At 56.6% G+C, this 22,509-nt stretch carries 25 protein-coding genes, 1 tRNA gene, 5 pseudogenes and 1 other annotated feature; of the genes and pseudogenes, 13 read left to right on the top strand and 18 right to left on the bottom strand.

Annotated features, from left to right (window positions below):
* Positions 1 to 74: 74 nt before the first annotated feature.
* Positions 75 to 823 (bottom strand): annotated as a pseudogene (locus tag FB593_RS26610) (IS3 family transposase); the annotation flags it as partial.
* Positions 426 to 542 (bottom strand) — a sequence feature (AL1L pseudoknot). (Overlaps the previous pseudogene by 117 nt.)
* A 52-nt stretch (positions 824 to 875) precedes the next feature.
* On the opposite strand from FB593_RS26610, the pseudogene FB593_RS26605 reads away from it, so the two are divergent.
* Positions 876 to 1,268, top strand: a pseudogene (locus tag FB593_RS26605) (DDE-type integrase/transposase/recombinase); the annotation flags it as partial.
* Positions 1,265 to 1,642, top strand: a complete 378-nt coding sequence (locus FB593_RS26600; protein WP_065687635.1) for a hypothetical protein — start codon at positions 1,265 to 1,267, stop codon at positions 1,640 to 1,642. The pseudogene FB593_RS26605 and the gene FB593_RS26600, both read left to right, overlap by 4 nt.
* A gap of 47 nt (positions 1,643 to 1,689) precedes the next feature.
* Here FB593_RS26600 and FB593_RS26595 read toward each other — a convergent pair whose 3' ends face one another.
* From FB593_RS26595 to FB593_RS26550, 10 genes and pseudogenes are all read right to left on the bottom strand, one after another.
* On the bottom strand, positions 1,690 to 2,955 hold the full coding sequence (locus FB593_RS26595; RefSeq protein WP_060642210.1) for a type II toxin-antitoxin system HipA family toxin: 1,266 nt from the start codon (positions 2,953 to 2,955) through the stop codon (positions 1,690 to 1,692).
* Entirely contained in the window at positions 2,952 to 3,224 is a 273-nt protein-coding gene (locus tag FB593_RS26590) for a helix-turn-helix domain-containing protein (protein ID WP_236735824.1), read from the bottom strand. The genes FB593_RS26595 and FB593_RS26590 overlap by 4 nt, the downstream gene beginning before the upstream one ends.
* A gap of 195 nt (positions 3,225 to 3,419) precedes the next feature.
* Positions 3,420 to 3,629 carry a hypothetical protein gene (locus FB593_RS26585; protein WP_139104336.1) on the bottom strand — a complete coding sequence of 70 codons (210 nt, stop codon included), beginning with the start codon at positions 3,627 to 3,629 and terminating at the stop codon, positions 3,420 to 3,422.
* Positions 3,630 to 3,761: 132 nt separating this feature from the next.
* A pseudogene (locus FB593_RS28025) lies at positions 3,762 to 3,923 on the bottom strand (plasmid maintenance toxin (PemK-like)); the annotation flags it as partial.
* Positions 3,910 to 4,182, bottom strand: coding sequence for a type II toxin-antitoxin system prevent-host-death family antitoxin (locus FB593_RS26575; RefSeq protein WP_060642209.1), 273 nt, complete (start codon positions 4,180 to 4,182; stop codon positions 3,910 to 3,912). The gene FB593_RS26575 and the pseudogene FB593_RS28025, both read right to left, overlap by 14 nt.
* A gap of 612 nt (positions 4,183 to 4,794) precedes the next feature.
* Positions 4,795 to 4,920, bottom strand: a complete 126-nt coding sequence (locus FB593_RS28020) for a hypothetical protein (protein ID WP_256372464.1) — start codon at positions 4,918 to 4,920, stop codon at positions 4,795 to 4,797.
* Between the two features lie 633 nt (positions 4,921 to 5,553).
* A complete protein-coding gene (locus FB593_RS26570) occupies positions 5,554 to 6,648 on the bottom strand; it encodes a helix-turn-helix transcriptional regulator (protein WP_013762468.1) in 1,095 nt (364 codons plus the stop codon).
* A gap of 1,022 nt (positions 6,649 to 7,670) precedes the next feature.
* Positions 7,671 to 7,811, bottom strand: a complete 141-nt coding sequence (locus tag FB593_RS27670; protein ID WP_156390030.1) for a hypothetical protein — start codon at positions 7,809 to 7,811, stop codon at positions 7,671 to 7,673.
* 104 nt (positions 7,812 to 7,915) lie between these two features.
* Complete coding sequence (locus tag FB593_RS26555; protein ID WP_321186346.1) at positions 7,916 to 9,025, bottom strand: type II toxin-antitoxin system HipA family toxin; 1,110 nt, start codon at positions 9,023 to 9,025, stop codon at positions 7,916 to 7,918.
* Positions 9,022 to 9,294: a helix-turn-helix domain-containing protein gene (locus FB593_RS26550; protein ID WP_013762465.1), complete on the bottom strand. Its 273-nt coding sequence runs from the start codon at positions 9,292 to 9,294 to the stop codon at positions 9,022 to 9,024. The genes FB593_RS26555 and FB593_RS26550 overlap by 4 nt, the downstream gene beginning before the upstream one ends.
* 421 nt (positions 9,295 to 9,715) lie before the next feature.
* Between FB593_RS26550 and FB593_RS26545 the strand changes: the two genes are divergently transcribed.
* From FB593_RS26545 to FB593_RS26525, 6 genes and pseudogenes are all read left to right on the top strand, one after another.
* Positions 9,716 to 10,036: a hypothetical protein gene (locus FB593_RS26545; protein ID WP_013762464.1), complete on the top strand. Its 321-nt coding sequence runs from the start codon at positions 9,716 to 9,718 to the stop codon at positions 10,034 to 10,036.
* Between the two features lie 123 nt (positions 10,037 to 10,159).
* A complete protein-coding gene (locus tag FB593_RS28015; RefSeq protein ID WP_003518932.1) occupies positions 10,160 to 10,288 on the top strand; it encodes a hypothetical protein in 129 nt (42 codons plus the stop codon).
* Positions 10,289 to 10,400: 112 nt separating this feature from the next.
* Positions 10,401 to 10,970, top strand: a pseudogene (locus FB593_RS26540) (AAA family ATPase).
* The gene (locus FB593_RS26535; RefSeq protein WP_025594779.1) at positions 10,948 to 11,568 is read left to right on the top strand and encodes a histidine phosphatase family protein; all 621 of its coding nucleotides are present in this window, start codon (positions 10,948 to 10,950) and stop codon (positions 11,566 to 11,568) included. The pseudogene FB593_RS26540 and the gene FB593_RS26535 overlap by 23 nt, the downstream one beginning before the upstream one ends.
* Before the next feature lie 70 nt (positions 11,569 to 11,638).
* Positions 11,639 to 12,022 carry an ester cyclase gene (locus FB593_RS26530; protein ID WP_025594780.1) on the top strand — a complete coding sequence of 128 codons (384 nt, stop codon included), beginning with the start codon at positions 11,639 to 11,641 and terminating at the stop codon, positions 12,020 to 12,022.
* 207 nt (positions 12,023 to 12,229) lie between these two features.
* A complete protein-coding gene (locus tag FB593_RS26525; RefSeq protein ID WP_013762458.1) occupies positions 12,230 to 12,889 on the top strand; it encodes an outer membrane protein in 660 nt (219 codons plus the stop codon).
* Between the two features lie 200 nt (positions 12,890 to 13,089).
* On the opposite strand, the gene FB593_RS28010 is transcribed toward FB593_RS26525, so the two are convergent.
* Positions 13,090 to 13,212 carry a hypothetical protein gene (locus tag FB593_RS28010; protein WP_003518941.1) on the bottom strand — a complete coding sequence of 41 codons (123 nt, stop codon included), beginning with the start codon at positions 13,210 to 13,212 and terminating at the stop codon, positions 13,090 to 13,092.
* Between the two features lie 340 nt (positions 13,213 to 13,552).
* Between FB593_RS28010 and FB593_RS26520 the strand changes: the two genes are divergently transcribed.
* Together FB593_RS26520 and FB593_RS26515 are read left to right on the top strand one after the other, a co-directional pair.
* Positions 13,553 to 13,768, top strand: a complete 216-nt coding sequence (locus FB593_RS26520; protein ID WP_019567388.1) for a hypothetical protein — start codon at positions 13,553 to 13,555, stop codon at positions 13,766 to 13,768.
* Between the two features lie 38 nt (positions 13,769 to 13,806).
* Complete coding sequence (locus tag FB593_RS26515; protein WP_145167519.1) at positions 13,807 to 14,208, top strand: hypothetical protein; 402 nt, start codon at positions 13,807 to 13,809, stop codon at positions 14,206 to 14,208.
* On the opposite strand, the gene FB593_RS26510 is transcribed toward FB593_RS26515, so the two are convergent.
* Both FB593_RS26510 and FB593_RS26505 read right to left on the bottom strand, forming a co-directional pair.
* Positions 14,177 to 14,761, bottom strand: a complete 585-nt coding sequence (locus FB593_RS26510; RefSeq protein ID WP_013762455.1) for an SDR family oxidoreductase — start codon at positions 14,759 to 14,761, stop codon at positions 14,177 to 14,179. The two genes, FB593_RS26515 and FB593_RS26510, sit on opposite strands and share 32 nt — an antisense overlap.
* A gap of 98 nt (positions 14,762 to 14,859) precedes the next feature.
* On the bottom strand, positions 14,860 to 15,756 hold the full coding sequence (locus FB593_RS26505; protein WP_013762454.1) for a LysR family transcriptional regulator: 897 nt from the start codon (positions 15,754 to 15,756) through the stop codon (positions 14,860 to 14,862).
* Positions 15,757 to 15,846: 90 nt separating this feature from the next.
* Here FB593_RS26505 and FB593_RS26500 point away from each other — a divergent pair, with 90 nt between their 5' ends.
* Complete coding sequence (locus tag FB593_RS26500) at positions 15,847 to 17,055, top strand: MFS transporter (protein ID WP_145167517.1); 1,209 nt, start codon at positions 15,847 to 15,849, stop codon at positions 17,053 to 17,055.
* Between the two features lie 16 nt (positions 17,056 to 17,071).
* Positions 17,072 to 18,238, top strand: a complete 1,167-nt coding sequence (locus FB593_RS26495; RefSeq protein ID WP_076846199.1) for a serine hydrolase domain-containing protein — start codon at positions 17,072 to 17,074, stop codon at positions 18,236 to 18,238.
* 396 nt (positions 18,239 to 18,634) lie between these two features.
* On the opposite strand, the gene FB593_RS26490 is transcribed toward FB593_RS26495, so the two are convergent.
* Together FB593_RS26490 and FB593_RS26485 are read right to left on the bottom strand one after the other, a co-directional pair.
* The gene (locus FB593_RS26490; protein ID WP_076846202.1) at positions 18,635 to 19,183 is read right to left on the bottom strand and encodes a GNAT family N-acetyltransferase; all 549 of its coding nucleotides are present in this window, start codon (positions 19,181 to 19,183) and stop codon (positions 18,635 to 18,637) included.
* A gap of 466 nt (positions 19,184 to 19,649) precedes the next feature.
* Positions 19,650 to 20,462: a nickel-binding protein gene (locus FB593_RS26485; protein WP_076846200.1), complete on the bottom strand. Its 813-nt coding sequence runs from the start codon at positions 20,460 to 20,462 to the stop codon at positions 19,650 to 19,652.
* A 238-nt stretch (positions 20,463 to 20,700) separates the two neighbouring features.
* Between FB593_RS26485 and FB593_RS26480 the strand changes: the two genes are divergently transcribed.
* Positions 20,701 to 21,765 carry a class I SAM-dependent methyltransferase gene (locus FB593_RS26480; protein ID WP_145167514.1) on the top strand — a complete coding sequence of 355 codons (1,065 nt, stop codon included), beginning with the start codon at positions 20,701 to 20,703 and terminating at the stop codon, positions 21,763 to 21,765.
* 161 nt (positions 21,766 to 21,926) lie between these two features.
* Here the strand turns inward: FB593_RS26480 and FB593_RS28005 are convergent.
* Together FB593_RS28005 and FB593_RS26470 are read right to left on the bottom strand one after the other, a co-directional pair.
* A pseudogene (locus FB593_RS28005) lies at positions 21,927 to 22,049 on the bottom strand (type II toxin-antitoxin system Phd/YefM family antitoxin); the annotation flags it as partial.
* A gap of 370 nt (positions 22,050 to 22,419) precedes the next feature.
* Positions 22,420 to 22,496 (bottom strand) — tRNA-Met (locus tag FB593_RS26470).
* Positions 22,497 to 22,509: the final 13 nt, after the last annotated feature.

Genomic DNA, 22,509 nt, shown 5'->3' with positions numbered 1-22,509 from the left:
CAGGGGGCAGGCAAGTCTTCACATCCTCCTTTCTCTTTGCATTCCAGTCATATGCCTCCCCGTTTGGGGCGAGGCGCACCATAGGTGAAGTCCGAAACCCACAGCCTGTTTGGTGCTGGGGCTTTGAAGTGGCGGTTAACCCGGTCAAGCGGGTTCGGGGCCGACTTGTCCGAGAACGTCGTGCGGATCGGCTTACCTCGAATGATACCCTGCAGGCGCATCGACCTCATAAGCCTGGCGACACTGCAGCGGGCGACGTCAAAGCCTTCACGCTTCAATTGCCGCCAGACCTTGCGAACGCCATAGACGCGGAAGTTCTGTTCGAAGACACGACGTATCTCAATCTTCAGGCCGATATCGCTGCGGGCGCGGATCGACAGGCGATCCACGTCCAGACGTTTGGCGGCATTCTCGTAGTAGGTTGACGGGGCGATCGGCAGCAGTCTGCAGATCGGCTCGACCCCGAACACACCACGGTGTTCGTCGATGAACGAAATCATCGCTTGAAGGGGCGGTCGAGCTCCGCCATGGCGAAATAGGCCGAAGCTTTGCGCAAAATCTCGTTGGCCTGACGAAGCTCGCGGTTCTCCCGCTCGAGAGCCTTCATCTTCTCGGCGACATCGCTCGGCAGGCCTGCTCGTTTGCCGCTGTCGACCTCGGTCTTCTTTACCCATTCATGCAGCGTGGCTGGCGAGCAGCCGATCTTGGCAGCGATAGATGAAACGGCAGCCCACCGCGAAGGGTGCTCGGCTTCGTGATCCAGCACCATACGAATGGCACGTTGACGGACTTCAGGTGAAAACTTGTTCGTTGTCTTGCTCATGATGGCTCCACTCTCTCAGAAGTTGGAGCCTCCGGCAAACCCGGAGCGGTTCAATATCCTGGTTCAGGCTCGCCGCAACAGCAGGGCTGCCAGACGCTTCTTCTCCAGGCTGGTCAGGCAGTTTGGTCAGCCGCGCGTGGTCGTGACGGACAAACTGAGTAGCGACGTGGGGACGATCCAGGCCATCGCTCCGGATGCCGATCACCGGGCGCACAAGGGGCTGAACAACCGAATTGAAAATTCCCACCGGCAGACCCGAAAACGCGAGAAGATCATGGGTCGGTTCAAGTCGACACGCCACGCACAGCGCTTCCTGTCGGCCTACGATCAAATCAACACGATCTTCCGTCCTCGCCGCTACACTCTGAGCGCCATTTCATACCGCCATGCACGGGCTGACGCGTTCAGCCTGTGGGCGCACTATGCCGCTGAAATGACAGTCTGAAACTGCCAACACAGCGTCGATCGCACCCAACGCTAAACAACTCGGCAATGCCCTCAGGTGTGCCGATGGTCACGGCTGTCTCTTACAAATCCTTTCAGGAACTGCCGAAAGCCAAAGCACCCGCTGTCCTTCAAAAGCTAGCCCAGGCCGTCGCAGCAGAAGGTTTCTCAGGTATCCAGATCAACAAGGCACTGTCGTCAATCGATGCCCACCAGGAAACCAGCGGAAGTGGCAGGATTCAGACGCTGCGCGTTGTCGCCCGCCAGAAAGGCGCAGCTGTCCGGATCGATGCTGTTTTCAACATTCAGGCAGGACAGATCGCCGACAAGGATGTCATCCGCAAGGGCATCTGCGACATCATAAAAGGCGTGTAAGGTACGGCTTGACGTTCACCTAAACCGATGAGCGCCGCCAAGGGCCACTAAAATTGCCGATCAGCCAGCCGATTACCATTCAGGAATTTGTCGAGTTCAGCAGTACGGGATCTGGATAGCCGAACTTCTTCCGCAAACTGGGGCCACCGATCTACGGCCTCTCGAACCTGCTCTATAACCTCCCTGGCATATTGATCCGGGATCGAAGCCGCTTTGGAGACCGCCAAAAGGTGAGACATGCCGGGGGTTCTACCTTCCCCGGCTATTGCAGCACTGTGCTCACCGCCTGGCCCGGACGAAAACGTAAGATCGTATGCGGGTGCCAGAGACCACCTACCATTCCCGTCCATAAGAAATGCATGGTTTTTAGCATGGTCGTCGCGATTTCTGGCATAGACATTGAACACCATATTTCGAAACATCTTGAGGACTTCCGCAGCGTCGCGGGTCATCATATGGGTCAGCTTGTGAAGTTGCTCATAGTTCACACTCGCCTCACGATGGCTGGCATTCAACAGGCCGCTTGCCGTGTGCATGTGGAGCCTGCCGGCAGGTGTCCTGTCAAAACGTTTCGTCGCGAAAAGCCGCCTTCCTTTCCGGGTCTCCAACAGCTGCGTGTCAGCCATCGTCAGTCCTGCAGCTACCGCCATAAGCGCATAGGCTCTTTCTTCAGCGCCAATCTCCCGCGGATCATCGGAACTAGGTGCCTTGACCATCCACCTTTCAAACCCCGCGCCCAACGGCTGGCCGTAGTCCAGAACACAGGTATTTTCCACTTGGTTGAAGCCGATCATAATCTTCGGACGTGCACCCGCGGATCCGCCCTGTGCGCCCTGCAAACGATCGATGTCGGCGATGTCCATCTCCGTCTGTACCAACTCCACCTGATCAGCGAACCAATCGAGATCAGTGACGGCCTGTTGTTTCTGATCGTCTGGCAATTCCGGAATGTATGAGAGTGCCCCCATTCCCGTTCTGCCCACCGCCGAGAGACGGTCAACCGGCGTGAGCCGGGTGTAATCAATGCCCGCTCGCTGTAGACGGCGGTCCAGCAACAGACGACCCCACCCGTCAGGCAGGCTGTCGTTGAATAGCCCATGGAGCCCGTCGAACGGATCGCGAGGCGCCGCAATCAACCCGGTGGCCGCCATCATATGGAATGGAGAAATCAAAAGGGGCGATGTCAGAAACTCCGCCGCGTACTCGAAGTAAGCCCTCCGTTCCTTGCCACTCCAGGCGAGGGTACCGAGTTTCCTCTCGTTCCCTTCGAGATTCAGATAAACCTTAATCTGCTGGATTGGCTTGAACTTCATTTCCGGCGCACACGCTGCTTGAGAGGACGATCAATGACATCATCGATATTCTGCGGCGGCCGACCTGGAAACAAGCGTTCGAACTCCGCCTCCGCCTCAAGGGCAAACGCAATTTTCACAAGGCTCTCGAGCGAAATTTTCCCGGTTTCTTCGAATAGCCTCAACGATCCGTAGGACACATTCGATCTCGAAGCCAGTTCACGCTGGGTCAATCCATGCTCAATCCGTCGGCGCTTCATTCTGTCCGCCAAACCTCTGATAACTTCCACCGGGGATGCCATCCTAAATGCTAACATATTATCACCCAAATACAAATAAACGACATTACTGCCAATATAATAGCATTTACATAAATCGCAAGTCGGTGATTTGAGCCATGCCGGAAAAGGTAGCGGCATAACTTAGCCGCCGGAAGCCAGCGCCAAAGAAAGGATCGTACTGAGTGCACGGACGCTCAAACCACATCAACTGCAGCAACAAACATCCCGCACCAGATAAGCAACGGCAACCTGACTGAGCCAATCGCCGCCGGAGACCGCCGCTGGCGGCAATCCGGCAGCCGACACATATAAAGCCGTTATAAGGAAAATGACTTTACCCCCAAAAGGTGGGAGTTGATTGAACATCTTCAGAAGATCGGTCGCCTGTAATTCCAGATGTAGTTTGTCGCTCACGTAAATCTTTCTTGAAACGGCTTGGCTAATTCCACACAGCACTATATTGCGCTGGATTCTGCCATGGCACATCTCTCATGAACAGATCGCACGCAATTGCTGCTTCTGCCGGAAGCGGTTGATGGTTACGTCGACCCGGACAACCCCGTCCGCTTCATCGAAGCTTTCGTCAACTATCGCCAGAACCAGCACCGGTCGATCCTTGTCGCCCTCCTCACGGCCTTCGAGGTGCGGCCAATGCCAAAGGTGCGAATATCTGAACAGCCCGCCGACCTTTGGTTCAGTCGGCAGAATGCTTGTCCGTCAACAGTTCGGCGTTGAGATGTTCCAGACCCGGCTCCATCTGCGATGCTTCAGTGGCGGCGAGGTCATCGTCGCCGAGCGTCGTCGAAAGTTCGACTCGGCGATCACGCTTTGCGAGGCGCATATAGTCCTCATAGGCAATCACAACGGGGCGACGCCGACCGTTCTTGGTGATAATGACGGGCTCGCGGACTGCAGCGTGATGATAGGCTCCAAAATTTTCGAACCGTGTTGGAAAAAGTGGCAGAATAACTCAGCCGCCGGGAGCCGGTGCAAAAGAAAGAACCGTACCGAGTATTAAGTAGTATATCTAAATACAAAAATTTGAATTACATAATCAAATACAGTCAGCGGCTCCTCGTACAGAAACCGCTGCCCATGAGACATCACACCTTGGGTCGCAAGCACATTTTGCTGTTGTTGCTCACACCACTCATGTCACATACAAAGTACTTTACTTTGTATGGGTGCGAACGGGTGTCCGAGACGCTTACTGTTTTCCCACGAGAACCGATTGTTGAGGTCGTACCCCAAGCTGATTTGCCGGCACATTTCCGCTCATCTCCGGGCATGTAGTAGCACATGACGACCTGTACGGGGATATTGCACTTGTTGATGACGTCAACGTAGTCCCAATCGATCCTGCCCCGACTGCGCTGTTTAAATGCTACGCAATCATCATTCGCGTAAGGGGCCTGGCCATTCCTAACCGGCCTCTGAACCGACGGTCTGGGATCGGGCGTACTTGCAGCGTTGGCAATTGCGCCTGCTCTGCCAAATGCCCGGCTCATCCGATCGATATTATCCGACGAGCGTGGACGAAATGTCTGTACAGGTCTGTCCTCGGGTTCCGGTAGAGCGTTCAGTATAGCAATGCCCAGCCCCAGCAATGCGGCTGCATCAGCTCCAGATGATTGTCGTTGCGCAGAGCCACCGCCGCACCCGTAAGATCGGCCACCGTTAGCCGGGGCCAGTTCACACCGTGCATCAGCCTGTCCGGAAAAAGGAAACACGGAAAGTGATGACAGAAGGATAAGAAAAGTTACACGCCAGTTCATTCTAACCTCTCGCTGAACGGATGAATCATTCCTCAGCGCAAGGCTATATCCCTCGCCCGATGCGCTGACGATGCGCCAGACACCATCATAAACGGGCACCATAATCGTACCCTAATTGGAGAATGCGACAGCTCCGTCTTTTTGTTTGTCTCTAACCGCTCACATCCAGGACGCGGACAATACGCAAGCTTCCCAGATGCGAAGATTCAGCTTGGGGACTTCAAACATGCAATTTAAAAAATGCATCCGAACCAGCGCCGTAACCCTGATTGCTTTCGCCGCAAGCGAACACGCGGTACCTGGCAAGGATATCTGCTCGGACACGTATATGAGTGAGAAGATCTAACCGTTTGCAACACGTGCCCGGAATGCAATCGACATTTGCGGCACAGCAAAGGCGGGTGTGGCTCTCTACACCGAAAGCCTGCGGCTCGTACAGCAATGCCTGCACGATCCGGGGCTACGGGCCTATAAGCAGGATCTGGAAAGACTTTTGCATGATGCGAAAAACCAGGCATCAGCATCATGCGGCTGAACACCGCATACTGAAGTAGCCTTGCGTGTTAGCGTAGCCGAATGCCAGCAAGAAGGACACATAGCTCCGCCTGTCGTTCGGTCCCGGTTTTACGCAGGATTGACCGAATGTGGGTACGAACCGTTTCATACTGAATTCCACAATGACCGGCGACGGTTCTAAGATCGGCACCGTCGGCAAGAAGCGCCGTAATTTTACATTCGGACGGCGTCAGCCCAAACAGATGATGAAGCACGTCATATGAAATGAAACGTTTATCACTCACATCTTCGAACAGCACCATTGCGTACGACCTGGCGAAAACGTCGCGGACATTTGGCCCAGCCCTTTCGATCCGCGCAAGCAACGGCCTCTTCTCACCACGGGTCAACGTCACGACTTCGCCGTGAGCCAGATCATTCGATCGAATGACCTTGTTCAGCGTCGTCTCAAAGACCACTGTCTCCCGTGACGACGCTGCCCTGATTTTTCCATGCGCTATTCTGACATCCCCGGTGAGAAGCGAATCCGCCTTCTGGTTAGCCATTACCACATGACCACGATGGTCAAAGAAAACGCACGCAACATCTGCACGCTCAAACGCGGCCAGACGTCCTCTCATGTCGCCAGCCGAAAACAGTGCCATGATCCGCGCGGACATCTGAAGGTGGGTTCTGAGAGTAGCGAGGTGAACCCGGTCATCGTTCCCGAACCCACCATCGCCGAGCCTGCGTTGCAGGACGAAAAACAAATCGTCCTCACCTGAGGAAAAATTGACGACTGCTGTATGCTGGAATCCATGCTTCGCCATGAATTTATAGTATTCGAGATTATCGAGATCATCTTTACGGACGAAATCCTCCTCGAGGACAACTCCGTTACGCTTCATCAACGGTATGAATTTTGCCCGGTGGTCTCGCGTGTTCCAGCCGTCGTTTATATAGGCTTCCATGATCGAGGATAAACTCTCGGTGAAAAGAATACCTCCGACCGAGCCGGAGCTTGCCGGTGCCATGACATTGATGCCGCCGGCGCCAGTTGCCTCAGCAATCTGCTCCAGAAGCGAGGGCCAACGCGAGGGCTCCAGCGCTGCATCCTGGAAACGATTCAGCAGATTATGAAAAACCGCGATATCAACCGGCATTTTCCCCCTCACCCACCAAAGTATATTTGTATAGCCAGAATACAGCACCAGATCCAGAAGTTGTTTTCATGCATACTTGAACAAACAAACTTGTCGAGCTGGAAGCCGCCCGTTTCTCATCCACCTCCCGAAGCCATCAACTGCAGCAGGTAGGTACGCCTTCCAGGCGCAACGGGCTTCTACGACGGACCGGACGGATGTGCGCTCAATCGTCGGCAAGACACTCGTTGCATTTCTCAGCCGTCTTATCGTCACCTAACGACATCAGTCAGCGTCTTGGAGCAAACCCGAACCCGATCAGCCAGACATACCCCAATTGGGGTACGCAAACCTGGGGTAAGCTAGATATTAACTTGCCCTGTAATCAAACTGGAGCAATATCAATGCGTTACGTGTTGATGTGGGTCAGGCCTGACAGGCAAGAGCCCGTTTTCGAAACCGACGATATTTCACAGTGCGTACTGTGGATCAGCAGGCAAACAGAAAATAGCGCCGAATTTTCAGAGGCCGATTATAACGTCATCGATCGGGATCTCGATGCGGACATTCCGCGCGCGACAAGTTTCCTGTAGCAAGAGGACGCTCCTTTAGCAGCGGCTAATTACCTTAATCCTAACAAATTACTTTTATAAACAATCTCAATTATCTGTATTTAAATCACAAAATTTATATTTCAACAAACTGCGAGTTCACCCCCGCACATGGCTAGGAAGAAGACTGCTGCTCTCCACGGTCCCGATGTGTTCGCAATATAGCGTCCGAGCATGAAGATCCGCCCTCCGAGCCATCAGTATTCTCTGTCGGTTGACGCACCGGCTACTGCTCCCGAAGCCGGCCGATCATATCCACGCGGTCGCACGTCCCGGTGGCGGGTACGACATTCAGGCGACACGAACCTGAATGCGTCGAGCTTCGGATCGTTGTGCTGCCGATGTAGCATTGTGGTAAAAACTCGCGTCTCGTCAGCGGTTCGAACTTTGAAACAACAGGCGTCATGTCACGAAAGTTCGCCCGCTTACTGGCTATCGCTTTGGCACACCTGCATAGCGAAACATGATGTCATCGTAGAACTGCTTCCTAAACAGCACTTCGCGGTCAAAACATTCCGCACAGACTTCCAAATCAGTGGTCGGATTATAGTCAAGATGCGTTTCATCGATCATGCATCTGCTCCTGAATTCGCCGGCACCGCTTTTGAACGCTGTGAGTAATTCGCTCAAGAATCCTCGTCGGATCGCTGGAGAGGGCGACGATATATGGTGCCACCTCATCGCATGCGACGCTGACCAGTTTTGCAAGCTCCCCCCGCGCCGCTCAATCCAATGTCATCAGCCAGTGCCTGCCAGTCGGCACGCCGCAGGTCAGGCGCATGGAACCGACCGAAAATCCCCTGCGGCAGGCTCTGGTCGACCTGGCGATAAACGGCAGCGCACATCAGGTCATAGAGTGGAGCCATCTTCGCGGACCCACCGGCACCAATCAGGATAGAGTAATTTTTGGCATGCGAATCCGAATTGCAGATCAGGACATTGAAGATCACCGCATCGAGAAGTTTCAACCGCTCGCCAGGCGAAACAAGATCGCTGACGGCGTCAAACATCATCTTCATGGTCACGCCGCGGCCGGTCGAGGATCGCTCGTATTTCTGCGAGGGGAAGCAACCGGTTAACTGGCAAAGATCCTCCTGATGCAACCTGCGGATCTCGCCTTGAGGGTCGGTGAAGCGATCATAGCGTTTCACGAGAAGATAACGCCGCTTGCCAGCTACTCCGATCGTCGCCTCGGCAGCCTCAAGACCGCAGGCACGTGCAAGCGACAGGCAAAAGGCTTCGTTCTCCACGCTCCCCGCAAGGCGTTTCGTATCCGGCTTGAGAATATGCGTGGATGGCGTCCCATCAACCGGAACTGAAATACGGCCGTTCCCGTCAACAAACACCGGCAGTTTCTCCTGGACGCCAGCAAGCGACATGGAAACACCGCGCTCTCCGACCAGAAAGGGTTTGGCAGGAAGTTCATTGAGAATACGCTCCAGCGCCTGCTCGTCCGGCACCGGCCGGAGGTTGACGCCAGCTTTGCGCGGCTCCCCGATCGACAGTGCCCCCGCCGTGTCACGTCCGATATGAGCAAGTAGACCGACAATATCTTGCGGGGAAACCTTGAAGCGCTGACCGATCTCGGCAAGATGGGTTTCCGGAAGCAGATTGGCAAGCCAGGGAAGCAGCTTCGCTGCACCTACGGATCCGGAACGCAGCGGCATGGTAAGCGACACCGGAAAGGCCGGGCGGCGCGCTTCCCAGCCCGGATCATAGTCCAACCTCCATTCGCCTTCAAAAGTCAGATGGGCGACAGGCAAGGTCTCGTAGTAGATGGTTGTCATTGATCAGCACCAAACATCGGCAAAAAGCCGAGGTCATCGTCCGACGCGACTTGCACAGTCTGAACCGTCTTGAGATCGCCAAGATCGATTCCAACTGCGCGTGCGACGATCAGGGCTTTTTCGAGCTGGCAACTCGGCTTGCCCGATTCAAGCTCGACGATGAAGCGTTCCCCCGTTCCGGAACGGGCAGCAAGACCGGTTTGCGTCCAGCCAAGTGCTTTGCGTCTCTCCTTGATAGCAGCGCCGAAATCACGCGCGGACCTGAACATCGTCAACCTCCATAGTTTGACTTACCGTACAGGAAGTTTTCCAAAGAATCAAGGAATCGCTTCCCGATCAGTAAGTCTTACGCTCGATCGCGCCAAATCATCCTGATCGGGAATCTTTGTGGGATCGCACCTGGCAGGAGCAAGAGTATTTGCCTCGTCTCACGGGCCTATTGTTTCATCATCATTGCCCGATAAATTGATACACCGGCCATTACTATCGTATTAATGTTTTACATCCGAAAAACTACTTATTTATATGATATATAACCATAAGTATCACGATGATAAACGGCGTAATCCATTTCGCCGCGCGTTGGGCCCTGATGCACGGGCATCACGCCAACACCTTAAAACAGCAGCCTGAAGCCCACGCTGCCGGTTCTCAGTTGACGCCGCCTGGTCGACCCGGCAACCTCATACCATGACCCTGACCAACAGTTTCATTGCCGAACTCGTCCGCGACGCCAACAGGCTCGAGAACCTCGACGACTATCAGAAGCGCCGCATGCTTGAACGGGCGGTAACGACAATCCGCGACATGCGCGAAACGATCGGAATCCCCTCCGGTCCCGGTCGCGACAGTGTCGTCGACATCCACACCGTCGCCCTGTCCATCGAACACGGATGGCGCAGCGATGACGACGTGCGAAACGCCCTGCTGCAGGCAGCCGGCATGATCCGAGACCTGCATATCGTCCTCGACAGCAAAACCGGAATCAGCTTTTCCGAACCCGCCGGTTGACGCCATGTGCCATCTTCCCGCCGTCAATGGCACTTCGTACCGGCGAAATTCAGCTTAATGATTTTAGGTTTTCGTTAACCATACGCGACCACCCTCCTCTCACAACAACGATGGAGGTTGGCTTTGGCTTACGACTGGAATCGCAATGAACGCGAAGGCATGTTTGATGAACTGGCGGCGGCCCTGATATTCTTCACAATCGTCAGCCTGCTTCTGGCGTCCGCATACCTGGTGACAACCTTTGCCAGATAGGGCGGGTTCTTTCACCCGTCTACCGGCGAGGACAAGAAACGCCAGCCTGGCAACTTTGGCCGGTGACCGTACTATCAGCCGCCGAATGCCTGCCCCGGGTGAGTGAACGACCATGACAGACGATCTTCGCGGCCATATCCTGCTTCTCTCCGGCCACCCAGGCTCCGGCAAGTCCACAATAGCCGAAACGCTTGCGCACTTGCGCGGCGTGCCAAAGGTTCATTTTCATAGCGATGATCTGTGGGGATACATCAAGCATGGCCGCATCGATCCCTGACTTCCCGAATCCGATCAACAAAACCGCATGATCATGCAGATCGCCGCCGATGTCGCAGGTCGCTATGCCGAGGCGGGTTATTTCGTCATTCTCGATGGCGTCGTGCGACCGGACTGGCTCCCGGCCTTCCTGGCGCTTGCATGCCCGCTGCACTACATCGTGCTGCGCACGACAGTAACAGAAGCAATCGAACGCTGTCAGGCTCGCGGCGGCGACAGCCTCCGCGATCCGCTGGTCGTGGCCGATCTTCATGCCCAGTTCGCCAATCTCGGGGCTTTCGAGCACAATGTACTATCGTTGTCGGGCAAGGACAGGGATCAGGCCTTGGAGGCGGTCATCAATGCGCTGCAATCGGCACGTTTCCGTATTGATGCCACGAGCGATGGCAATCGATTACGAACATAAAGGTGAAGCAAGCGTGGCTGTCCCGACAATCTATCTCCTGCGCCACGGCGAAACAGTCTGGAACTGTCTTGGCCGGTTTCAGGGGCAACAGGATTCCCCGCTGACCGCGCGCGGTATCGAACAGGCCGATCAAGTCGCGCGCCTGCTCCGTGACGCTCTCTGCGACGATGAACAGTCTTTCCGGATGCAAATCAGCCCGCTCGGGCGCGTGCGACAGACAGCAGAACGGGTCCAGGCCGAGGTTGCGCTCCCGTGTCTCGAAGATAACCGCCTCGTTGAGGTCACCACCGGCTCCTGGGACGGCATGACGCGATTTGAGATTGATGCCGAATTTCCTGGGCGTCTTGAAGGATCCAACGCATTCGACTGGTATTTCAGGGCACCGGATGGCGAAAGTTTTGATGACGCCTGCAAGCGCGCGACGTCATGGATCTCGGATCTCCAGCATCCGACGATCGCCATTTCCCATGGCCTGTTCGGGCGGATTCTTCGGGGTGTTTTTCTCGGACTTTCGAAGCTGGAGATGCTCGAACTGCCCGTTCCGCAGGATGGATTTTACCGACTAGATGATGGCAGGTGCGAGCTCATCACAGTTTGACCTGCACGGTCGTGATCCAGAAAGCCAAGGGCCATGGACGTCATTCGCCATGTCGACAGGGGAGAAACACATGCATACACTTAACGTCATTTACCTGGCTTATCTCGACTGCCTCAACCGTCAGGCCTTCGATGAGCTCGGCGCATTCGTCGACGATACTGTTGAACACAACGGCCGGGCGTTAGGCCTGTCGGGCTATCGCGACATGCTGGTCAAGGACTTTGCTGATATTCCAGACCTTCGGTTCCAGGCAGAGATACTTGTCAGCGACGTGACCCGGATCGGCGCCCGGCTTTCGTTCGATTGCACTCCCAAATCCACCTTCATGGGCCTTCCGGTCAATGGCAGGCGCGTTCAGTTCTGCGAGCATGTTTTCTACGACTTCGAACAGACAAAAATCCGCAGGGTCTGGTCGGTCATCGACAAGGCCGCAATTGAGCGCCAGCTCGGCTGACGGCCGTCACCCGGCGAAGGTATCTGTGGCCCGCCAGCGCCAGAAAAATGAGCCGAAAGAGTGTGATTGCACGAAACGCTCACTGAAGCCGGACAGCCTCAAATTTATGCAGACAGCTGCTGAGGTCGCGGGCGTTGCACAAAGGTTACATCATATTTCAGGAAAAAAGCATATGAATGATCTCTCATACAAGGGAGTTCAGAGACTATGAAGAAAATCGTATCGACTATCGCATTCGTGCTTGCGGCATCGACTGCAATGGCGGCCGATGCCGTATCAGAAGTTCCTGCAGCCCCGGCAGCAGACGTTGCGCCGCTGTTCAGCTGGACCGGGTTTACCGCCGGTGTCCAGGCCGGCTACGGCTGGAACAACAATGACGCTTCGATCGTCGGCCTTCCCGGCCAAACGTCCGCAGACTTCGATGGTGCTCTTGCCGGTGGTTTCGTCGGCTTCAACTACGACCTTGGCAACAGCTGGGTCGTTGGCCTCGAAGCAGACTTCGAAAAGAACTGGGGCGATGATTCAGCCACTATCCTTGGCACGGGCTTTGACTACGGGTTTGACTGGCAGGGTTCGGTTCGTGGCCGGGTCGGCTACGCATTTGACCGTGCCCTGGTCTATGGTACCGCAGGCTGGGCCTATGCTCGCGGCTACGCGGAAGTTCCGGGCATTGCCGACGTGAAGGAAACGTTCAACGGCTACACCGTCGGCGTTGGTCTCGACTACGCGTTTACCGACATGGTGTTCGGACGCGTTGAGTATCGTTACACCGACTTCGGCGACAAGGATTTCGATTTCGGCGGCGCTGCAATCAATGCAGATGTCGACCAGCATGCAATACGCGTCGGCCTCGGCGTAAAATTCTGATTCACCCGGACAGCAACAGCAAAAGCCCGGCCATTGTGCCGGGCTTTTTTCTTGTCCCTTTTCCGAAGGCGGGAAGCGACAAACAGGGGTGGGCAAGTACGGGCCACCTGTTGGCCAGTTGCAATGCCACCACAATGACTGAACATGCCGACCAGGACCCGGACGCGACCGGACATGCTCCTTCTCCCTCCAGCAAACGATCAGCCAGCCTCACCCACGATTTCCCCTTTGAGCAAATCCCCAAGCAGTGCACGATCGGCATCACGCAGCGCCATCTGCGTCAGCTTACACCGCAGTAAGTGGAGCAGCATCTGCGCATCCATTCCATCCGCCGGCTTTTTGCAGTTGGTTGAGAATCCATGTGCCAAGCAGCACTTTCAGCCGCACCTCGAGCTCCCGTTGCCGCGCGGCAAGGTTCCGCGGATGATGCGGGTGTTCCCTAGAGGCATTGGATCGGTACAAGCCTGTTCCATGCGTTCGACGACGACACTCTTCGCGACCAAGCGCGGTGGCTAGCTGACGGATCCCCTGGATTTGCTTAAGCACGCCAACCGCAGCTTGGAGCAACTTGCGATTTAGATAAAATTTACGCTAAATCTTATCGGTTTGAACTGATCCGGCCATGCTACGTTTCACGCAAGTCAAATCGGGAGGCCGGCTGCGATGATCTGGAATTTGGAGAAACTAGAACAAGAACGTCTCGACCTCATTGAGGTCATCGACAACCTCAAGAGGTGGGAACGTTTCTCTATAGACGACCGGCACATCATCTCACTACAGATCACCGCACATATGATGCGACTTAGCCAACTGGATGAAGACTTGGCGCATTTGCGTAGTGAAGACTTTTGCTCGGTTGAATATCTGGCTGCTGACTGAGACCCCTCGTTGTGCCGAATTAGGGACCCGTTTGTTCCGTGCTGCCGCTGCGGGAAAGACCTGAGGACATATTGCCCTGTTTCCGCTTCTTCCTACGCCACGCCAGCGCCAATAACTGCGCGCCCTTACCTGAAATGAGCGCCGTCAGCCATGCAAGGCTCACGCATAACTGGCCGGGCAACCTACGTGAATTACAGCGTTTTGCCCAGCTGCAACCGCTCGGCCCACAGCAGCTTCCCGCCGCCGGCGGATCCGCCGAGATGACCGGCCTCGCCACGATGATGACGGCTTACGAGGCCCGCCTCATCGCCGCAACGCTGACGGCGACAGGTAGAAGCGCCACACAGGCGATGAAGCACCTGAAGATTTCGAGAAAGACATTCTACGACAAGGTGAATAAGCACAAGCTTATGGTCGGGAAATTGCGCATGAAGGGCTGAGGCGGGCGGCGGCGTCACAGGCTGCGGATAGCGCCACCATCGACCCGGTAATGTAACTCGCCTGCTGGCTGGCAAGAAAAATGGCGGCGGCAGCGAACTCCTCTGCGCAGCCGTAACGTCCGCCGGGGATGTCCCCGCGCGACGCTTCCAGCACGGCAGCTAGCTCAAGCGCGGCGTTTCTAGCCCTGATGTCATCCAGCACGCGCACGCGGTCGGTGTCACTCCGGCAGAGCAGGATCATGTTGACCGTGACCCCGTGAGGCGCGAGCTCCGTCGACAGCGTTTTCGACCGCCCGGCGTCCGCGGCGCGAACCGCTTTCGACAGGGCGAAACCGGCAATGGGCCGCTCGATGCCCGATGAACCGATGGTGATGATGCGACCCCATTGACGTTCGATCATGCCGTATGCAAGCGCATCGGTGATCGAAAAGATCGAAACCCGCCTCGAATCGACCGCTGAACGCCATGCCCCAGGCGGCTGGCCGAGTGCTGGCGAGCGACCTTCGGAATGGGCGGAAATATCGTCGCGCGCCTTGGCCTTTGCGCTGGCCACGTAGGCGCGGACGATCTCCTGATCCTTTCAAGCGAACGTCAGTTGCCGCCAGTGAGGCCTAAGGCCGCGAGGCGTGGTGCGAACGCGCGAATGACAAATCACCTATGTTGCTCACGCAGAAGGTTTTCAGCCATAAAGGAGACGAAGGCGGACACCTTCGGCGAGGGATGCCGGTTTGCCGGCCAGAGGATGTGGAAGGCACCGACCTCTTGCATATAGTCCTCAAGCACGCTGACCAGCCTACCTCGCCGGAGCTGCTCCCGGATCGCGAATTGCGGCAGGCATGCAAGCCCGAAGCCTCCCTCGGCCAAGCAGATCTGCGGCTCGAGCGTGCTTGCTACCGATGTCACGGGAAGAACAAGTTCAAGGGCCGCGCCGTCCGCCACCATCGGCCAGCGCTCCAGCTTGCCGGTGGACGGATATTTGTGATGATGGCAGGCGTGACCGAGCAGATCGTCGGGCGTCGAAGGCACGCCACGCGCCGCGAGATAATCGGGCGATCCGACGATCCGGTGCGAGAATGCCCCTGCCCGACGCATCATCAATCGCGAGTCCCGGGCTTCGCCGGTGCGGACCACGGCATCGAAACCTTCGTCGATCACATCCACCAGCCGGTCGGTGAAGTCGAGGTCAAGCTCGATCTCGGGATAGGCACGCATGAAGGCCATGACTGCGGGCATCATCAGCATGCCGATTAGTGGCAGGCTGACACGAAGACGTCCGCGCGGCGCCTGACGGATTTGCGACAGCTCCAGTTCAGCGGCCTCGATCTCGCTGAATATGCGGCGGCAGCGATCGAGGAACAGAGCTCCTTCCGCAGTCAGCGTCAACGAGCGCGTCGAGCGATGGAAGAGGCGAACGGCAAGCCGCTCTTCCAGCCGCGCGACCGCCTTGCCGATGGCCGAGCCAGAAACGCCAAGCCTCGCGGCTGCACCCGCAAAACTACCGCAATCTGCCGTTTGAACGAAGGCATTCAATGCGCCGAGATGTTCCATCCACTAGTCCCTATTGCGGACATCTATGTCCGATATGATGAGAACTCTAGCATAATTCTCCAATCGCGGAGACCGGCTTATGGTCAAGGCATGACAAACATGCACTTATTCGCCGCGTCCCCCGTCGACCCGCCCCAACCTCGTCGTCTGCCGCTCTCGGGCCTGCTCGCACTCGCCATGGCCGGCTTCATCACCATTCTGACCGAGGCGTTGCCCGCAGCTTTGCTGCCGCAGATCGGCGCGGGCCTTGCCGTGTCGGACGCACTGGTGGGCCAGATGGTGACGATCTACGCGATTGGATCGCTCATCGCCGCGATCCCGCTGACGGCGGCGACGCAAGGCATACGACGGCGGCGGTTACTCCTCGCTGCCATCGCCGGTTTCGCAATCGCCAATACAGTTACAGCCGTCTCCTCTAGCTATCTGCTGACGATGGTCGCACGATTTTGTGCCGGCGTTTCGGCCGGGTTGCTCTGGGCGTTGCTCGCAGGCTATGCGGCACGCATGGTGCCCGAGGCACTAAAGGGACGGGCTATCGCGGTGGCCATGGTGGGCACGCCGCTCGCGCTGTCGCTTGGCATTCCGGCCGGTACTTTTCTGGGCACCCTCCTCGGGTGGAGGGCGTGTTTTGGCCTCATCAGCGGCTTGACTCTGGTACTGGTTGTTTGGGTTATCGCGAAGGTGCCAGACTTCGGAGGCCAGCCTATGGAGCGTCGCCGCGGGCTCGGCACGGTGTTTACTCTGCCCGGCGTGCGCCCGGTCCTGTTCGTCACCATTGCCTTCGTCCTCGCTCACAACATCCTGTACACCTATATCGCCCCGTTCTTGGTCGAGGCCGGCATGGCAGCGCGGACCGATCTTGTGCTTCTGGTCTTCGGCACGACAGCACTGGCAGCCATCTGGATCGTCGGTGTCCTGATTGACCGTCAACTGCGAAGCCTGTCGCTCGCCAGCATCGCTTTGTTCGGGCTTGCAGCGCTGGCGCTTGGGCTATGGGGTGAGAACCCAGCGGTTGTCTACGGTGCAATCGCGGTCTGGGGCCTCGCTTTTGGCGGAACCGCCACGCTGTTTCAGACCGCTCTTTCGAATACCGCAGGCGATGCTGCGGATGTTGCTCAATCCATGTTGGTCACCGCCTGGAACCTGGCCATCGCCGGTGGCGGTATCGTCGGCGGGTTGATCCTGCAGCAGAGTGGCGTTGGCGGCTTCGCCCCAGCCATTCTTATCCTCCTCGTCCCGGCATTCATCACAACACTTCTTGCACGCCATCATGCCTTCCCACCGGCTGCCAATCCCTGATCCAAAGGAAATTCTCATGACATCCTCAAATTCTTCGATCGTATCGCGCCTGGACGCTGTGATAGACGGCGCGATTGCAGCCGAACGCATCGTCGGTGCTGTCGTCCTTGTCGCGCTCGACGGCAAAACAATATATTGCCGCGCAGCAGGGCTCGCCGACCGGGATGCCGGCACGGAGATGCGAACTGACGCTATCTTCCGACTGGCCTCCGTCTCGAAACTCTTCTCCGCCGCGGCTGCCCTAGCGTTGGTCAGTCGCGGGATACTGGATCTCGATCGACCAATCACGGAATGGCTACCGGCGTTCACGCCGACCTTCGAGGGACGACCGGCTCTTATCACCTTGCGTCATCTGCTCAGTCACAGCGCAGGGCTCAGCTACGGCTTTTTTGAGCCGGAAGGCGGGCCTCTCGCCCAAGCAGGCGTGTCGGACGGTATGGACCGCTCCGACCTGACGCTTGCCGACAACATCCGGCGCCTTGCCGGCGTCCCCCTCTCCTTCGCTCCGGGGTCGGCATTCCGCTATTCGTTGGGGATAGATGTTGTGGGTGCGGTGATTGAGGCGGCAACAGGGCTCGCCTTGCCGGAATCCATCCGCACGCTCGTCACCGAGCCGCTCCGTCTTAAGGATACCGGTTTTGCGCTTTCCGATCCATCCCGGGTTACGGCTGCATACGCGGACGCCACGCCACGTCCCCGCCGGATGCACGAACCGGACTGCTTGCCATTGCTCCCCGGTATGGCAAGCGTCATGATGGATCCATCACGGGTGTTTGATACCAAGGCTTTTCCTTCAGGCGGCGCCGGTATGGTCGGCACAGCGTTAGATTTGTTGCAGCTGATAGAAGCGTTACGGCAGGGCGGCGGTGATATGATGACTGCCGATCATGCCTCCGTGATGGCGCGTGACCAGATAGCCGGGATCGACATCGAGGGATCGCCGGGCTGGGGCTATGGTCTCGGTTTTTCGGTGCTGCGCGACAGCCAGGCCGCAGGCGTGGCCGAGCCGGCAGGCACCTGGCGCTGGGGCGGGGCCTACGGGCATAGCTGGTTCACTGACCCAAGCAACGGCCTGACAGTTGTGGCCCTGACCAATACCGCATTTGAAGGCATGTCTGGCGCCGGGCGGTTTTCTACCGATATCAGTCGGGCCATCTATGCAGCGATGGCGGAGGCGTCATGAGCGAGAAGTGAAATTAGCGATGCTATCCAACAATTCTAATCCAAGACTACGCCTTTAGGCGGGTTCAAACAGGCGCCCCTCTTTGCGACCATGCTATAACAACGATTTATCCGTCTCGCGCAGATAATCTCCCTTCACCGAAATATCATTCGTTCACACGATTAGCCAACAGCTTCATGAGATCCATTCATTCGTGAAGAATCGCCACGATTAGGGTGGGCGCATCCTGATGTTGACACCGTCCGGCGACTGAAGGCCGCGGGGAGATTAGAGCTGTATGCGTATCATCCTGAACATGATCCAGGTTTTACCTTGGATTTCGCATAGGAGTCGGTCGTGAGAGACCCAGTTGGTTTATGCGGAAAGCTACAGCCGGACTGGTAACCCGGGACGGTCTCAGCGAACTTTGGAATACAGGAAAGCGTCCCTTGGTTCGTTCGACAAATTTGGATGGAAAAGATACCGCCGAAGCAACGCTTCCTGGGTCATACCAGCCTTTTCCATCACACGTGCTGAGGCCACGTTCATGAAATCACAAGCTGCCTCGGTGCGATAGATCATCGGATGGGTAAGGGCATGCTCGATTGCCCATTTTACCACTTCAGTCGCAACGCCCTGTCCCCAGTGATCCTTCCGGACAAGCCAACCGTAGGAAACTCGCGGTCCCGCCAGTCGCGCGTCAATCCTTCCAACAAGTTCGCTCGGCACTTCGCGTCGGCAAATGACCGCTGGAAACGTGGAGCCACCTTCCCACTCCAGATAGGAGCGTTCCGCAGCTTCCTGCGTCTGGGAAAGGTCTGTGTGCGGACGCCAAGTGAGATATTTCGTCACTTCACGATCAGTTGCCCAACCAGCAAAGATTGCGTCGCCATCAGATGGTTGAACCCGCCTGACTAGAAACCGCTCTGTGAAGAATTCCTCCGGGAGGCGATACGCCAAGTCCATTCCATCGATCCTTGATCGCGCTCTTGCCAGCGCCATTGCAGCGTACCGCTTGGCGGCGCAACGTACATTATTTGCGGCCGATGCCATGCAACGTTTATAGATTTCCCAAATTAGCCATGGAAATCAGTGCCTGAAATGGAATTCTGTGGTTTTTCTATCTAATGCCGAACTTTTCATCAATATGCTCCCAACCAAGGCGACATTGAATTGCAAAGTGACCGTGACCTGCCACTGAGAATTTCCTCCAGAATAAATTAGAGTCCGGCCCATTTTGAACCGCCCCAGGTTTCTGGACCAGCTGAGGCTAGAGTTTTCCGGCTTCGCAGAGCGGCCGCCCGGCGGTGGGGCAGGTTTCCACACCTCGCCAGACATCAGGGCGGTGTTGCCCGACCGAACAAACCGCACGGTGGCTCCGCGCAGATCACCATTTGATGGTCATTTCTACATCAGATTTCAAATCACGTCGCTAGTGCAGCCACTCGCAACGATAGGCGATGACCGGCTCGGCAAATCCTTTCAGTCTGTATTGATTGCCATGGACGAGGACATCGGCGCTGCCATATTCTTGGAAGGTCTTGTCCGATATCAGGATCTGGTCGCTCTCGGCCGCGGCACAGAGCCTGGCTGCCAGTTGCACTGTCGCACCGAAGAAATCATTGCTGTCCTCGATCGGCTCACCACAATCCAGTCCAATGCGGATGTGAATGGGCTCACCATTGCCGCTGTTGTAGCGATGGAACTCGCGTTGGATATCAATGGCGCAATCCACGGCAAACGGTACGGACGAGAATACAGCCATTATGCCGTCGCCGGTGTGCTTGACCTCCCGCCCCGACCGTCGCCCGAGACAACCGCGAACCAGGGCATCGTGTGCGCGGACTAGTTCCGCCGCCATACGATCGCCAAGGCGGGCCGTCATCTCGGTTGAACCGACAATATCAGTGAACAGGATCGCACGGTGGCCGGCATCCATATCTTTCGAGATGGTAGCAAGCGACAAGGGATCCTGTATTCGCCCGAGAAACGCTTCCACAGCGGACAGAGCGACTTCCACAACTTCACTGGCGACAAATCCGTGGGCTTCCCGATGTACGCACTGCGCAGTTTCAGCGTCTGGAGCATCGATAAGGCAAAAGGCCGTACCACGCCTTTCATCAAACCAGTAGGTCAGGAACCTGACGCCGTACTGATCCTGAATGTTGAGATCTTTAAGGTGTGCCGCGGCGATATCCGCCGCTGAAACTCCGGCAAGCTCGTGCCGGTCCATGAAGATAGGCATTGCTTCCTCCCGGGAGTATATCGTTGCCTGGTCTTCAAGCCAGTTTACGACTTCCCCGCGCCATCGTCCATCACTCTTACCTGTAACGCTAGTCAGGAGCGGACCACCGATAGAGCGATATTGGTTTGCGTGACAAATTCAGGGTATTCGGCTATCTTACGTCGCCTACGAGCATTCACTGACGCGTAAATTTTCGGTCAGCCTTTGCCCGCCAACTCAATTAATTGGGGGGAATGAAATGACACAGCTCGACGAAACAAAACTGAATTCTTTTATTGGCAAAATGCTGGGCGATCTAGGGGGAGCCTTCAGTGTTCCAACTGTCAGGATTGGCTTGAGATTGGGCCTGTTCGATACGTTGCACCGCGCCGGACCGCTAACATCCACAGGCCTTGCGGCAGCCTCCGGTAACCTGTTGGAACGCTACGTCAGGGAGTGGGCGCTGGCACAGGCGGCAAACGGCTACATCGACTACGACAGCGGTTCGGGGATGTTCAGTCTCTCACCCGAGCAGGCCATGGTGTTCGTCAACAAGGACAGCCCCGTCTATCTCGAAGGAGCTTTCGATCTGGTCGCGGCGATGATCGAGGGAGAGCCCAAGGTTGAGCACAGCTTCCGGACCGGCGGCGGGGTGCGATGGGGTGACACTGCAGGTTGCCTATTCTGCGCAACGGGCGCGTTCTTTCGGCCGGGATACGTGAACAATATTGTCCAATCGTGGCTGCCCGCCCTTCATGGCGTTGAGGACAAACTGGAGAAAGGCGCCCGGGTCCCCGATGTCGGCTGTGGCGTCGGCTTCTCGACAATTCTTATGGCCGAGGCATACCCCAACGCCAGCTTCACAGGCTATGACTTCCACGAGCCATCCATAGAAGAGGCGAACAAGCATGCCCGAAGCCATGGGGTGGACGACCGGGTGAAATTCGTGGCGGCGACGGCCAAAGACATCAAGGATACGGATTTCGATCTCATCACCAGTTTCGACTGTCTGCATGATATGGGTGATCCGCGTGGGTGTGCGGGGCACATGTCTCGTATCCTTAAAAAGGACGGCACCTGGATGATCGTCGAACCTATCGCGGGCGACCGCCCGGCGGACAATATGAATCCTGTCGGCCGCCTTTACTACAATGCTTCAACCATGATCTGCGTGCCAACGTCACTTGACCAGGAGGTTGGTGAAGGATTGGGAGCTCAGGCCGGCGAAGCTAAGCTCTCAGAGGTCATTCGTTTGGGTGGCTTTTCCAGCGTCAGGCGAGCCTTCACCGGGCCTTTCAACATGGTTCTGGAAGCGCGGGTTTAGGATTGTTTAGGGCGCGTTGCGCGCCGGCATTGTAGACCAGAGTATTTGCCAGTTAATGGTGTGCAACATGGCGACGAGATTTGGTGGGGATCAGCCGTTCGTGCTCTTTCGTCCTCGACGAGGTTGCTGCGCTTTCCGGTGAGGCGCTCGAACTCGTGTTACGTCATCAACACATGAGATGGCCTGCCGCGATGGGTGATGATCACAGGTCCCGCTTGGGCGGCTTTCTTTGCCTTGCTAACGTCAAGATCGACTTCACTGCAGAACAAACGTGTCATGGTCATCGGAAACCTCTATGTAATCCGAAATCCCAAATGCGGAGGAGCCACCTCCCCTGCGGCATCCCAATCTGGCAAAGTTTTATCATGAGGAGATCGCTGCTCTTCACGACCAGCTTGGCAACGAGGAGACGAGGGCACAGGCGGCCGACAAGCTTCGCACGCTGGTAAACCGCATTGATCTCGTGCCCGATGGTGCGGAACTGGTGATAGTACTGCGCGGCGATCTGACGCGATCCTGACGTTTGCTTCTGGAAAGAGGAAAACAGAGTTCCTCAACGAGAGGGCAATACTAGAAGAACTGTTGAGCCGAGCCAGGCGATCGAAGGGCAAAAACGCAAAAAGCCTCGTGGCTTTATTGGGATCGCAGGGATATTGGTTGCGGGGGCAGGATTTGAACCTGCGGCCTTCAGGTTATGAGCCTGACGAGCTACCGGGCTGCTCCACCCCGCGTTACCAGCGTAAA

This window comes from Rhizobium sp. SJZ105, from assembly GCF_007828365.1.
GTDB classification, from domain to species: Bacteria; Pseudomonadota; Alphaproteobacteria; order Rhizobiales; family Rhizobiaceae; genus Agrobacterium; species Agrobacterium tumefaciens.
The sequence above is the reverse complement of the archived record's forward strand: the minus strand, read 5'-3'. Positions and strand labels throughout refer to the sequence as shown.